The organism is Pseudomonas kermanshahensis, from assembly GCF_014269205.2.
Lineage (GTDB): Bacteria > Pseudomonadota > Gammaproteobacteria > Pseudomonadales > Pseudomonadaceae > Aquipseudomonas > Aquipseudomonas kermanshahensis.
In genome coordinates, this window is sequence record NZ_JABWRY020000001.1 from 5,297,569 (window position 1) to 5,310,292 (window position 12,724).

General features: G+C 64.5%; 14 protein-coding genes. 10 read left to right on the forward strand and 4 right to left on the reverse strand.

Annotated features, from left to right (window positions below; translation table 11 throughout):
* Nucleotides 1–9 precede the first annotated feature (9 nt).
* From HU764_RS23740 to HU764_RS23755, 4 genes are read right to left on the reverse strand one after another with little or no spacing between them, the layout of a single operon-like run.
* Nucleotides 10–2,034, reverse strand: a complete 2,025-nt coding sequence (locus tag HU764_RS23740) for a methyl-accepting chemotaxis protein (protein ID WP_189662490.1) — start codon at nt 2,032–2,034, stop codon at nt 10–12.
* Nucleotides 2,035–2,081: 47 nt separating this feature from the next.
* The gene (locus HU764_RS23745; protein WP_027592436.1) at nt 2,082–2,636 is read right to left on the reverse strand and encodes a chemotaxis protein CheW; all 555 of its coding nucleotides are present in this window, start codon (nt 2,634–2,636) and stop codon (nt 2,082–2,084) included.
* Entirely contained in the window at nt 2,633–2,998 is a 366-nt protein-coding gene (gene pilH / locus HU764_RS23750; protein ID WP_099455550.1) for a twitching motility response regulator PilH, read from the reverse strand. The genes HU764_RS23745 and pilH overlap by 4 nt, the downstream gene beginning before the upstream one ends.
* A 46-nt stretch (nt 2,999–3,044) precedes the next feature.
* A complete protein-coding gene (locus HU764_RS23755) occupies nt 3,045–3,446 on the reverse strand; it encodes a response regulator (protein WP_027592434.1) in 402 nt (133 codons plus the stop codon).
* 232 nt (nt 3,447–3,678) lie between these two features.
* On the opposite strand from HU764_RS23755, the gene gshB reads away from it, so the two are divergent.
* The 10 genes from gshB to HU764_RS23805 all read left to right on the forward strand — a co-directional run bounded on the left by gshB (nt 3,679) and on the right by HU764_RS23805 (nt 12,396).
* Nucleotides 3,679–4,632 carry a glutathione synthase gene (gene gshB, locus HU764_RS23760; protein WP_186677239.1) on the forward strand — a complete coding sequence of 318 codons (954 nt, stop codon included), beginning with the start codon at nt 3,679–3,681 and terminating at the stop codon, nt 4,630–4,632.
* 91 nt (nt 4,633–4,723) lie between these two features.
* Nucleotides 4,724–5,629, forward strand: a complete 906-nt coding sequence (locus tag HU764_RS23765) for an energy transducer TonB (protein ID WP_186702426.1) — start codon at nt 4,724–4,726, stop codon at nt 5,627–5,629.
* A 169-nt stretch (nt 5,630–5,798) separates the two neighbouring features.
* A complete protein-coding gene (locus tag HU764_RS23770; RefSeq protein ID WP_027592431.1) occupies nt 5,799–6,368 on the forward strand; it encodes a YqgE/AlgH family protein in 570 nt (189 codons plus the stop codon).
* The gene (gene ruvX, locus HU764_RS23775) at nt 6,368–6,793 is read left to right on the forward strand and encodes a Holliday junction resolvase RuvX (RefSeq protein WP_027592430.1); all 426 of its coding nucleotides are present in this window, start codon (nt 6,368–6,370) and stop codon (nt 6,791–6,793) included. The genes HU764_RS23770 and ruvX overlap by 1 nt, the downstream gene beginning before the upstream one ends.
* A 46-nt stretch (nt 6,794–6,839) precedes the next feature.
* The gene (gene pyrR, locus HU764_RS23780) at nt 6,840–7,358 is read left to right on the forward strand and encodes a bifunctional pyr operon transcriptional regulator/uracil phosphoribosyltransferase PyrR (protein ID WP_027592429.1); all 519 of its coding nucleotides are present in this window, start codon (nt 6,840–6,842) and stop codon (nt 7,356–7,358) included.
* Nucleotides 7,359–7,370: 12 nt separating this feature from the next.
* Entirely contained in the window at nt 7,371–8,375 is a 1,005-nt protein-coding gene (locus tag HU764_RS23785) for an aspartate carbamoyltransferase catalytic subunit (RefSeq protein ID WP_027592428.1), read from the forward strand.
* Complete coding sequence (locus HU764_RS23790; RefSeq protein ID WP_099455552.1) at nt 8,372–9,643, forward strand: dihydroorotase; 1,272 nt, start codon at nt 8,372–8,374, stop codon at nt 9,641–9,643. Before HU764_RS23785 ends, HU764_RS23790 begins: the two co-directional genes overlap by 4 nt.
* Before the next feature lie 234 nt (nt 9,644–9,877).
* Nucleotides 9,878–10,408 carry an ATP-dependent protease subunit HslV gene (hslV, locus tag HU764_RS23795; protein WP_003249309.1) on the forward strand — a complete coding sequence of 177 codons (531 nt, stop codon included), beginning with the start codon at nt 9,878–9,880 and terminating at the stop codon, nt 10,406–10,408.
* 73 nt (nt 10,409–10,481) lie between these two features.
* The gene (hslU, locus tag HU764_RS23800) at nt 10,482–11,825 is read left to right on the forward strand and encodes an ATP-dependent protease ATPase subunit HslU (RefSeq protein WP_099430637.1); all 1,344 of its coding nucleotides are present in this window, start codon (nt 10,482–10,484) and stop codon (nt 11,823–11,825) included.
* Between the two features lie 193 nt (nt 11,826–12,018).
* A complete protein-coding gene (locus HU764_RS23805; RefSeq protein WP_099430638.1) occupies nt 12,019–12,396 on the forward strand; it encodes a gamma-butyrobetaine hydroxylase family protein in 378 nt (125 codons plus the stop codon).
* Nucleotides 12,397–12,724 lie beyond the last annotated feature (328 nt).

Sequence of the window (12,724 nt, forward strand, 5' to 3'; positions counted from 1 at the left end):
GGGCATTCCTCAGCGCGGCTCGGCAGGTGCCGGCAGGGTGAAACCAGAAACAGACCGGCGCATCTCGCTGGCCATGCGTGCCAGGTGGCGGATGCTGTCGGCAGTGGCGCCGGACCCGGCAGACGTCTGCGCGGTGATCTGCTGGATGACGGCCATGGTGTGGGAGATCTGCCCGGCAGAGGACGTCTGCAACTGGGCCGCGTCGGAAATACTGTGGATCAGCTCGGCCAGGTTTTGCGACACCCCTTCGATCTCCGCCAGCGCCACCCCGGCATCCTGGGCCAGGCGCGCGCCGCGTACCACTTCGGCGGTGGTCTGCTCCATGGAGATCACCGCCTCGTTGGTATCGGCCTGAATGGTGCGCACCAGCGCCTCGATCTGCCGCGTGGCCGACGACGAACGCTCGGCCAGGCGCTGCACTTCGTCGGCAACCACCGCAAAGCCCCGCCCGGCTTCACCGGCCAGCGAGGCCTGGATCGCGGCGTTGAGGGCCAGGATGTTGGTTTGGTCGGCAATGTCGTCGATCAGGCTAACAATGTCTCCGATCTCCTGGGACGACTCACCCAGGCGCTTGATCCGCTTGGCGGTGTCCTGGATCTGTTCGCGAATGTTGTCCATGCCGTTGATGGTGTTGTGCACCACCTCGTTGCCCTTGTTGGCAATCGCCACCGAGCGCTCGGCCACCTTGGCCGACTCATAGGCATGCGCCGACACCCGGTCGATCGATTCGACCATGTCGCCGACCGCCTCGGACGCCTCGCTGATTTGCGCGGCCTGGTGCTCGGACGCTTTGGCCAGCTGACGCGCGGTGTTCTGCGTGTCCTGCACGGCAGCGGCCACCTGCACGGCGCTGTGGTTGATGGTAGCGACCAGGTCGCGCAGTTGGTCGACGGAGTAGTTGATCGAGTCGGCGATGGCGCCGGTAAAGTCTTCGGTGACCGACACGGTGACGGTCAGGTCGCCATCGGCCAGCTCTTCGATCTCGTCGAGCAGGCGCATGATCGCCTGCTGGTTGCGTTCGTTCTTCTCTGCGGTCTCGCGCAGTTGCCGGTTGGTGGTGCGCACCATGACCAGGCCGATGAGGATGATCGAGGCCAGCGCCAGCAGGCCCAGAACGTAGCCGCCGACCGTGTCCAGGGTACGCCCGCCGGCCAGGTTCTCGAAGCCGTTGGCCAGGTGCGAGGCCTCGTCGAGCAGGGTTTGCGACAGGCTGAAGATGTTGCCCGCAGCTTCACGCACGCGGAACAGTTCGGGCGATGTTTCGAGGATTTCGTCCACCGAGCCGGCCACGAACTGGAACAGCTCGGCGATTTCAGCCAGCCGCGCCCGGGCATCGGCGTCCTCGACGCGGGTCACCTGCAGCGCGGGGTTGCCGTTGAGCATGCCCTCCAGCACCTGGCCAAAACGCCCGGCATCGCGGCCGAAGGCATCGGCGGCCTGGGCCGCGGTGTCGTCACCGGCCAGCACCGTGTTGACCGAACCGAGGATGCGCTCAGCCAGCAGCAACTGGCGCTGGGCAACGACCACCTGGTTGGCGGGGGCACCGCTCTGCAGCAGGATTTCGACCACTTTTTCGTATTCGACCTGCAACTGCGGCACAGTCTCGGCAAGCGTCGCCGCCACCTGGTGCAGCGACAACACCGTCTGCTCGCTGGCCAGGATGGTATCGGTGTTCTTGCGCAGGTTTTCCCAGTCCTGGCGGACGGCTTCCATCTCATCGCGCACCGTGGCCGGTGCCGCTGGCAGGCCGGTGGACGTGTCACCTTCGCGCAGGTAGCTCCAGCGCCGCTCGAAATCGTTGCGCGCATCCGACAGCAGCTTGAACGCCAAGGCCTTGCCCGTCGCCGCCTCGGTGGCGTTCTTGGCAATCCGCTGGGACAGCACGCGAAGCTCACCGGCATGGCCGATGTACTGTTTGTCGTAGTTGGACTGGGTGCTCAGGTAGGCGAAATTGGCGAACAACAGGATGATCGACAGGATCAGCACCAAAAACAGCACGGTGATCTGCGCGATGCTGCGCGTACGCGGAGCCATGGGCGTTGCGGTAGCGCTGGTGGCAGGCTTGTTCACGTTCGCAGGTCCTATAACGCCACATCAAGAAAGCCCGGCGCCTGGGCCAAGGCGAAGGGGCTGAAGATTGCCCAATTGCGTTCACGCGGGAAGTGCCCCTGCACAAAGCGGGCGGCCGCGCGGATCAATGGCTGCGGGGGCGACAGTTCCAGGCTGCTCAGGGCAAAGTGCTGCAGCCCCAGTACTTCGTCCACCAGCAGGCCGACGAACAGGTCCTCATGGTCCAGCACCAGCACCCGCCGCTGCTTGCCAGGGGCGGCCGGGCCAAGCCCGAAGAAGCTGCTCAGGTCCATTACCGGCAGCAACCGCCCGCGCAAATTGGCAACTCCGCAGACCCAAGGCTGAACCCCAGGAACACGGCTGCTGCGCGGTTCGCGCAGCACTTCGGCCACCTCGCCCATGGGCGCGACGAACCATTGCCCGGCGATCCGAAAGCCGATCCCGCTCCACTGTTGCAGGCGGGTGTCCTGCGGGGGCTGGTCCGCCACCAGCAGGCGGCAGCGCCGGTCGATGTCCAGCAGCAACTCGAAGGCGGTCAGCGACGCGCCATGAGGGCGGGTGGTCAAGCCCCCAGCACTTCTTTGAGCTTGGCGATCAGTGCGTCTTCTTCGACCGGTTTGGTCAGGAAGTCGCGCGCGCCCTGGCGCGTCGCCCAGATACGGTCGGTTTCCTGGTCCTTGGTGGTTACCACGATCACCGGAATGGCGCTGGTTTCCTTGTCCTTGCTCAGCTGGCGGGTGGCCTGGAAGCCGTTCATGCCGGGCATGACGATGTCCATCAGCACCGCGTCGGGCTTTTCCTGACGGGCCAGGGCCACGCCATCGCCACCGTTGTTGGCCTTGAGCACCTGGTAGCCGTGCTTTTCCAGCCATTCGGTCAATCTGTACATCTCTGTCGGCGAGTCGTCGACAATCAGAACTCGGGCCATGCTGTTTCCCCATCAGGAAAGTAAGACCGCGCCATGGCGGACGCGGTCAGGGTGCGTGTTGTTGGTGTTCGGCAAAACCAGGCACATGGGCCCTGATCGCCTCGAGCAGTTCTTCTTTGCTGAATGGCTTGGTGAGGAACTGGTCGGAGCCCACCACCCGCCCGCGGGCCTTGTCGAACAGGCCGTCGCGCGACGACAGGAGGATCACCGGTATGTCCTTGAAAGCGCTGTTGTGCTTGATCACCGCGCAGGTCTGGTAACCGTCCAGGCGCGGCATCAGCACATCGACGAAGATGATGCGTGGCTGGTGATCGACGATCTTGGCCAGGGCATCGAAACCATCGCTGGCGGTAATCACCTCGCAACCCGCTTCGCCGAGCAACATCTGCGCGGTACGGCGGATCGTGCGTGAGTCGTCGATCACCATGACCTTCAGGGGTTGTTCCATCACTTGGGCTACCGTCGCTGCTCAGGCCAGAATTGCTGGGGCCGCGTTGCGACCCTTTCGCGACACAAGGCCGCTCCTACAGGTTTGCGCAGCATTGTGCCTCGCATTTTTAGCACACTCCGGGTAGCCATTCCATCTGCTGCGCCCCTTGACCATCGGCGCTCCCGGCGCCACCCTGAGCCACTTTTCTTTCGATCCATCGCGGCTGCGCGCCGCCAAGAGGAACCACCCCATGAGCGTTCGCCTCGGCATTGTCATGGACCCCATCGCGTCCATCTCCTACAAGAAGGACAGCTCGCTGGCCATGCTGCTGGCCGCCCAGGCACGCGGCTGGAGCCTGTTCTACATGGAACAGCGCGACCTGTACCAGGGCGAAGGCAAGGCCCGTGCACGCATGCGCCCACTAAAAGTGTTCGCCGACCCGGCGCGCTGGTTCGAGCTGGGCGACGAGCAGGACAGCCCCCTGGCCGAGCTGGACGTGATCCTGATGCGCAAGGACCCGCCGTTCGACATGGAGTTCGTCTACAGCACCTACCTGCTGGAGCAGGCCGAGGCCGAAGGCGTGCTGGTGGTCAACCGCCCGCAGAGCCTGCGCGACTGCAACGAAAAACTGTTCGCCACGTTGTTCCCGCAGTGCACGCCACCGACCCTGGTCAGCCGCCGCCCGGACATCATTCGCGAATTCGCGGCCAAGCATGGTGACGTGATCCTCAAGCCGCTGGACGGCATGGGCGGCACTTCGATCTTCCGCCACCGGGTCGGCGACCCCAACCTGTCGGTGATCCTCGAAACCCTGACCGCGCTGGGCGCGCAGCAGATCATGGCGCAGGCCTACTTGCCAGCGATCAAGGACGGCGACAAGCGCATCCTGATGATCGACGGCGAGCCGGTCGACTACTGCCTGGCGCGCATCCCGGCCAGTGGCGAAACCCGCGGCAACCTGGCCGCCGGTGGCCGTGGCGAAGCGCGCCCGCTGACCGAACGTGACCGCTGGATCGCCGCCCAGGTCGGCCCGACCCTGCGCGCGAAAGGGCTGCTGTTCGTTGGCCTGGACGTGATTGGCGAGCACCTCACCGAAATCAATGTCACCAGCCCGACCTGTATTCGCGAGATCGACAACGCCTTCAACACCGACATCGGCGGGCAATTGATGGACGCCATTGATCGCCAGCTGAAGGCGCGCTGACCGGCAACGCGCGGCACAATCGCGGAGTGGGGTATGATGCGGGTCCTTTTTACTTGGCCTGCTGCCCCGCCCCGCGGTTGCTGGATACCTGATGACGCTGCCCGCTGACATCCCCTCCGACCTGCTGCCACCGCGCGTTCGCCCGGTGGACCGGCTCGGCTTTACCCTGTTCCTGGCTGCCCTGGTGCACCTGGCGCTGATCCTTGGCGTCGGTTTTACCGTGGTCAAGCCGGCTGAAATCCGCCATACCATGGACATCACCCTGGCCACCTTCAAAAGCGAGAAAGCGCCCGAGAAGGCCGATTTCCAGGCTCAGGACAACCAGCAAGGCAGCGGCACCCTGGAGAAGAAGGCGATGCCCAAGACCACCGAACTCGCCCCCTTCCAGGACAGCAAGATCAACAAGGTCACGCCACCGCCTGCGGCCAAGCCCGAGGTCGCGCCGCCGCCCACGCCTGAGAAGTCGGCCGTGGTGACCAAGGCCGCCAAGCCTCACAAAGTCGAGCCCAAGCCCAAGGAAAGCAAGGCGCAGCCAAAGCCTGCAACGCCTACGCCTGATTTTGACAGCTCGCAGCTGTCCAGCCAGATCGCCAGCCTTGAGGCAGAGCTGTCCAATGAACAGCAGCTGTATGCCAAACGCCCGCGCATCCACCGCCTCAACGCCGCCTCGACCATGCGCGACAAGGGCGCCTGGTACAAGGAAGAATGGCGCAAGAAGGTCGAGCGGGTGGGCAACCTCAATTACCCTGACGAAGCGCGGCGCCAGCAGATCTACGGCAACTTGCGCATGATGGTCTCGATCAACCGCGATGGCTCGCTGTACGAAGTGCTGGTGCTGGAATCGTCCGGGCAACCGGTGCTGGACCAAGCGGCGCAACGTATTGTCAGGCTGGCGGCGCCGTTTGCGCCGTTTACCGGGGACCTGGCGGAATTCGACCGGCTGGAGATCATCCGTACCTGGCGCTTTGCCCGTGGGGACCGGTTGTCCAGTAACTGATTTGCTGGCTGTACTGGCCCTTTCGCGGGCAAGCCCGCTCCCACCCGAACTGTGTAGCCTCCAAGTCTAGCGTCGCACCTGTGGGAGCGGGCTTGCCCGCGAAAGGGCCGGTACAGGCGACACATAAACCACCTTGTCAGCCTCGCCACCTGGCGCCACACTATCCCCCATGAAAACCCTCGCCCCGAGCTACCTCAAGCATCAGTTCCTGATCGCCATGCCGCACATGGCCGATCCGAACTTTGCCCAGACCCTCACGTACATCGTCGAGCACAACGCCAATGGCGCCATGGGCTTGGTGGTCAACCGACCGCAGGAGCTCAGCCTGGCCGACATCCTCGAGCAGTTGCGCCCGGACGACGAACCCCCGGCCAGCACGCTGCACGTGCCGATCTACCAGGGCGGGCCGGTGCAAACCGATCGCGGCTTCGTGCTGCACTCCAGCGAGTGCACCTACCAGGCCACTGTCGAACTGCAGGGCCTGTCGCTGTCCACCTCGCAGGACGTGTTGTTTGCCATTGCCGAGGGCGTGGGGCCGCAAAACAGCCTGATTACCCTGGGCTACGCGGGCTGGGAAGCCGGCCAGCTGGAAGCCGAACTGGCCGACAATGCCTGGCTCAACTGCCCGTTCGACCCCGAGATCATCTTCGGCCTCGCCAGCGACCAGCGCCTGAACGCCGCCGCCGCCAGCCTGGGCATCAACCTCAGCCTGCTGACCAGCCAGGCGGGCCACGCCTGATGGCCGAGCTACGCCTGCTGCTAGGCTTTGACTACGGCACCAAACAGATCGGGGTGGCGGTTGGCCAGGTCATCACTGGCCAGGCCCGCGAGCTGTGCACCCTGAAAGCGCAGAACGGCGTGCCGGACTGGGCCCAGGTGGAAAAACTGGTCGCTGAATGGAAACCCGACGCCATCGTCGTCGGCCTGCCGCTGAACATGGACGGCACCCCCAGCGAGATGAGCGCGCGCGCAGAGAAATTCGCCCGGCGCCTGAACGGCCGCTTCAACCTGCCCGTGCACACCCACGACGAACGCCTGACCACCTTCGAGGCTAAAGGCGAACGCCTGACCCGCGGTGGCCAGCGCGGCAGCTACCGCGACAACCCGGTCGATGCCATTGCCGCCGCCCTGCTGCTGCAAGGCTGGCTGGAGGCCAATACCTGATCATCTTTGCCGCCGGGCAGAGCCGGCGGCCCCCGAGGAGCACGCAATGAGCCTACCCAATCCCGCCGATCTGATCCGGCAGATGGCTGTCGACCTTCGCGCCCACCTGGCCCGCCGTGCTATCACCGAGCCGCGCTTCATCGGCATCCGCACGGGCGGCGTCTGGGTCGCCCAGGCCCTGCAGGAAGAAATGGGCGATACCAGCCCCATGGGCACCCTGGACGTGTCGTTCTACCGCGATGACTTCAGCCAGAACGGCCTGCACCCGCAAGTACGCCCGTCCGAGCTGCCGTTCGAAATCGAAGGCCAGCACCTGGTCCTGATCGACGACGTCCTGATGAGCGGTCGCACCATCCGGGCCGCGCTCAACGAGCTGTTCGATTACGGCCGCCCGGCCAGCGTCACCCTGGTCTGCCTGCTCGACCTGGATGCCGGCGAGCTGCCGATTCGCCCCAATGTGCTGGGTGCCACCCTGTCGCTGGCAGCCCATGAACGGGTAAAATTGACCGGACCCGCACCGCTCGCCCTCGAGCGCCAGGACCTCGCCTCCGCTTCCGCCCTTTAAGAGTCCCCCGCGATGACGCCAATCGACGCCAAGCGCCCGCTGCAGCTCAATGATCAGGGCCAGCTGCGCCACTTTCTCTCGCTCGACGGTTTGCCCCGCGAACTGCTGACCGAGATCCTCGACACCGCCGACTCCTTCCTGGAAGTCGGTGCCCGGGCCGTGAAAAAAGTCCCGTTGCTGCGCGGCAAGACCGTCTGCAACGTGTTCTTCGAGAACTCGACCCGTACCCGCACCACGTTCGAACTGGCCGCGCAGCGCCTGTCTGCCGACGTGATCAGCCTGAACGTGTCGACTTCCTCGACCAGCAAGGGCGAAACCCTGTTCGACACCCTGCGCAACCTGGAAGCCATGGCTGCCGACATGTTCGTCGTGCGCCACTCCGATTCGGGCGCCGCACACTTCATCGCTGAGCACGTGTGCCCCGATGTGGCCGTGATCAACGGTGGCGATGGCCGCCATGCGCACCCGACCCAAGGCATGCTCGACATGCTGACCATCCGTCGGCACAAGGGCAGCTTCGAGAACCTGTCTGTCGCCATCGTCGGCGATATCCTGCATTCGCGCGTGGCGCGTTCCGACATGCTCGCGCTCAAGGCGCTGGGCTGCCCGGACATCCGCGTGATCGGCCCGAAAACCCTGATCCCGATCGGCATCGAGCAATACGGCGTGAAGGTCTACACCGACCTCGCCGAAGGCCTGAAAGACGTCGACGTGGTAATCATGCTGCGCCTGCAGCGTGAGCGCATGGCCGGCGGCCTGCTGCCCAGCGAGGGCGAGTTCTACCGCCTGTTCGGCCTGACCACCGCACGCCTGGCCGGTGCCAAGCCCGATGCCATCGTCATGCACCCTGGCCCGATCAACCGCGGTGTGGAGATCGAATCGGCAGTGGCCGACGGCAAGCACTCGGTGATCCTCAACCAGGTGACGTACGGCATCGCCGTGCGCATGGCCGTGCTGTCCATGGCCATGAGCGGGCAAAACGCGCAACGCCAACTCGACCAGGAGAACGCCCTGTGAGCATCAGTATTCTTGGCGCCCGGGTCATCGACCCCAACAGCGGCCTGGACCAGATCACCGACCTGCACCTGGACGGCGGCCGCATTGCCGCCATCGGCGCAGCGCCGGCCGGCTTCAGCGCCAGCCGCACGATCCAGGCCGATGGCCTGATTGCAGCGCCTGGCCTGGTCGACCTCGACGTCTCTCTGCGTGAGCCGGGCTACAGCCGCAAAGGCAACATCGCCAGCGAAACCCGCGCCGCCGTGGCCGGCGGTGTGACCAGCCTGTGCTGCCCGCCGCAGACCAAACCGGTGCTGGACACCTCGGCCGTGGCCGAGCTGATCCTCGACCGTGCCCGTGAAGCCGGCAACAGCAAGGTCTACCCGATCGGCGCCCTGACCAAGGGCCTGGAAGGCGAGCAACTGGCCGAGCTGGTGGCCCTGCGCGACACCGGCTGCGTGGCCTTCGGCAATGGCCTGCAGCAAATCCCCAACAACCGCACCCTGGCCCGTGCCCTGGAGTACGCCGCCACCTTCGACCTGACCGTGGTGTTCCACTCCCAGGACCGCGACCTGTCTCAAGGTGGCCTGGCCCATGAAGGCGCCATGGCCAGCTTCCTCGGCCTGCCGGGCATCCCGGAGACTGCCGAGACCGTGGCCTTGGCGCGCAACCTGCTGCTGGTCGAACAGAGCGGCGTGCGGGCGCACTTCACCCAGATCACCAGCGCCCGCGGCGCGCGCTTGATCGCCCAGGCCCAGGAACTGGGCCTGCCGGTGACCGCCGACGTGGCGCTGTACCAACTGATTCTCACCGATGAGTCGCTGCGCGAGTTTTCCAGCCTGTACCACGTGCAGCCACCGCTGCGCACCGCCGCCGACCGCGACGGCCTGCGCGCGGCCGTCAAGTCGGGGGTGATCCAGGCGATCTCCAGCCATCACCAGCCGCACGAGCGCGATGCCAAGCTGGCGCCCTTCGGGGCCACGGAGCCTGGTATCAGCAGTGTCGAAGTGCTGCTGCCACTGGCCATGACCTTGGTCGAAGACGGCCTGCTCGACCTGCCGACCTTGCTGGCACGCTTGACCAGCGGCCCGGCTGCCGCCATGCGCCTGCCGGCGGGTGAACTGAAGGTAGGTGGCGCGGCGGACCTGGTGCTGTTCGATCCGAAAGCCTCGACCGTTGCCGGCGAGCAGTGGCTGTCCCGTGGCGAGAACTGCCCGTTCATCGGCCACTGCCTGCCTGGCGCTGTGCGTTATACCTTGGTCGATGGGCACGTCTGCCACGAAGGCTGACCAACCCCAGGGGCCGCTCTGCGGCCCATTCGCGGGGCAAGCCCGCTCCCACAGGACCTTCGCAATCATCAAGGCAAGCGCAGAACCTGTGGGAGCGGGCTTGCCCCGCGAATGAGCCAGCACAAATGTGCCCGCCAAGCTCAACCGCTCATCCCCCAAGGTTGAAATCCTTCCCCCCACCCCCATATGAGTCTGCATCAGGCACTTTCGCCCCGCTGCGTGGAGACTCTCCCCTTGACCACCATCGTTTCTGTCCGCCGTAACGGCAAAGTCGTCATGGGCGGCGACGGCCAGGTTTCCCTCGGCAACACCGTGATGAAAGGCAACGCCAAAAAGGTCCGTCGCCTGTATCACGGCCAGGTCATTGCAGGCTTCGCCGGTGCCACTGCCGATGCCTTCACCCTGTTCGAACGCTTTGAAGGCCAACTGGAGAAACACCAGGGCCACCTGGTCCGTGCCGCCGTCGAGCTGGCCAAGGAATGGCGTACCGACCGCTCCCTGAGCCGCCTGGAGGCCATGCTGGCCGTGGCCAACAAGGACGCATCCTTGATCATTACCGGTAACGGCGATGTGGTCGAACCCGAAGACGGCCTGATCGCCATGGGTTCCGGTGGCGCCTACGCCCAGGCCGCCGCCCGCGCCCTGCTGAACAAGACCGACCTCTCGGCCCGCGAAATTGCCGAGACCGCGCTGAACATCGCCGGTGACATCTGCGTATTCACCAACCACAACCTGACCATCGAGGAGCAGGACCTGGCCGACTGATCAGTTGTTTTGGCGTCCCGCCCAGGGCGGGACTTTTCCACACTGATTGCTCTGCTTGAGGACCATTTTCATCATGTCCATGACCCCCCGCGAAATCGTTCACGAACTCAACCGCCACATCATCGGCCAGGACGACGCCAAGCGCGCCGTGGCCATCGCCCTGCGCAACCGCTGGCGGCGCATGCAGCTGCCGACCGAGCTGCGCGCCGAGGTGACCCCGAAAAACATCCTGATGATCGGCCCGACCGGTGTCGGCAAGACCGAAATCGCTCGTCGCCTGGCCAAACTGGCCAACGCGCCGTTCATCAAGGTCGAAGCGACCAAGTTCACCGAAGTCGGCTACGTCGGCCGTGATGTCGAATCGATCATCCGTGACCTGGCCGATGCCGCGCTGAAGATGCTCCGCGAGCAAGAAATCATCCGCGTGCGCCACCGCGCCGAAGATGCCGCTGAAGACCGCATCCTCGATGCCCTGCTGCCGCAGGCGCGGGTCACCAGCTTCAGCGAAGAAGCCGCGCAGACCAGCAGCGATTCCAACACCCGCCAGCTGTTCCGCAAGCGCCTGCGCGAAGGCCAGCTGGACGACAAGGAAATCGAGATCGAAGTGGCTGACGCCGTAGGTGTCGAAATCGCCGCGCCGCCTGGCATGGAAGAGATGACCAACCAGCTGCAGAGCCTGTTCGCCAACATGGGCAAGGGCAAGCGCAAGGCGCGCAAGCTCAAGGTCAAGGAAGCGCTGAAGATGGTCCGTGAAGAAGAAGCGGGCCGCCTGGTCAACGAAGAAGAACTCAAGGCCAAGGCCCTGGAAGCTGTTGAACAGCACGGTATCGTGTTCATCGACGAAATCGACAAAGTGGCCAAGCGTGGCAATGTCGGCGGCGCCGATGTGTCCCGCGAGGGTGTACAGCGCGACCTGCTGCCGTTGATCGAAGGCTGCACCGTCAACACCAAGCTGGGCATGGTCAAGACCGACCACATCCTGTTCATTGCCTCGGGTGCATTCCACCTGAGCAAGCCAAGCGACCTGGTGCCTGAGCTGCAGGGCCGTCTGCCGATCCGTGTCGAACTCAAGGCACTGACCCCAGAAGACTTCGAACGCATCCTGCAGGAGCCGCACGCTTCGCTGACCGAGCAGTACCAGGCACTGTTGAAAACCGAAGGGCTGAACATCGAGTTCCTCACCGACGGTATCAAGCGCCTGGCCGAGATCGCCTACCAGGTCAACGAGAAAACCGAGAACATCGGTGCCCGCCGCCTGCACACCCTGCTTGAGCGCCTGCTCGAAGAGGTGTCGTTCAGTGCCGGTGACCTGGCCAGCACCCACGATGAAACGCCGATCCAGATCGATGCGGGTTATGTGAACAGCCACCTGGGTGAGCTGGCGCAGAACGAAGACCTGTCGCGCTATATCCTGTAAGACCGTATGGGGCCGCTTTGCGGCCCATCGCCGGCAAGCCGGCTCCCACAGGTACCCCACAGTATTCAAGCACTGTGCTATCCCGGTGGGAGCTGGCTTGCCGGCGATGGGCTGCAAAGCAGCCCCAATCAAGCTTGAATCCCTCACTCAGAAGCTGGAAGCTTGCAGCATCAGCTCCCGAGAGATTCAGCCCATGGCCCGTCTGCCCACCGCCATCAACCTGCACAAAGCCTCCAAGACCTTGAGCCTTACCTACGGCCCCAACGAGGTCTACCACCTGCCCGCCGAATTCCTGCGCGTGCACTCCCCTTCCGCCGAGGTCCAGGGCCACGGCAACCCCATCCTGCAAGTTGGCAAGGTCAACGTCGGCCTCGCTGGCCTCGAACCCGCCGGCCAATATGCACTGAAATTGACCTTCGATGACGGCCATGACAGCGGCCTGTTCACCTGGGAGTACCTCGAGCAACTGTGCCTGCGCCAGGAACAGCTGTGGGCCGAGTACCTCGACGAGCTGCACAAGGCCGGAAAATCCCGCGACCCGGCCGAATCGGTCGTGAAACTCATGCTCTAGCGCAAGCCCTCGAACGTTTAGAGCGCATTTTCTAATCTCATCTGCTTGAATGCCCCTACAGGCAGCTCAGTGACGGGCTGTCTTGCGCATTACATGAAAGTCGGGTAACCAATGGAGCTGGCAAGTTCCCTGCATCGCCTTGAAGGCAATCAGGGCCTGGCCGGTATGTAGAGGTCGCGAGCGAAAGCAGGCTGTCTTCACACGCAGAATTCCCCGCAGCTCATCGCCGAATGCATCCGGCCCGCAGCACCGCTGTTCCTTATCACTGGTCACCCGAGTAGCAGTACCGGGCTCTGGACTGTGCAAGCGCCACAGGCAACCGGTACTC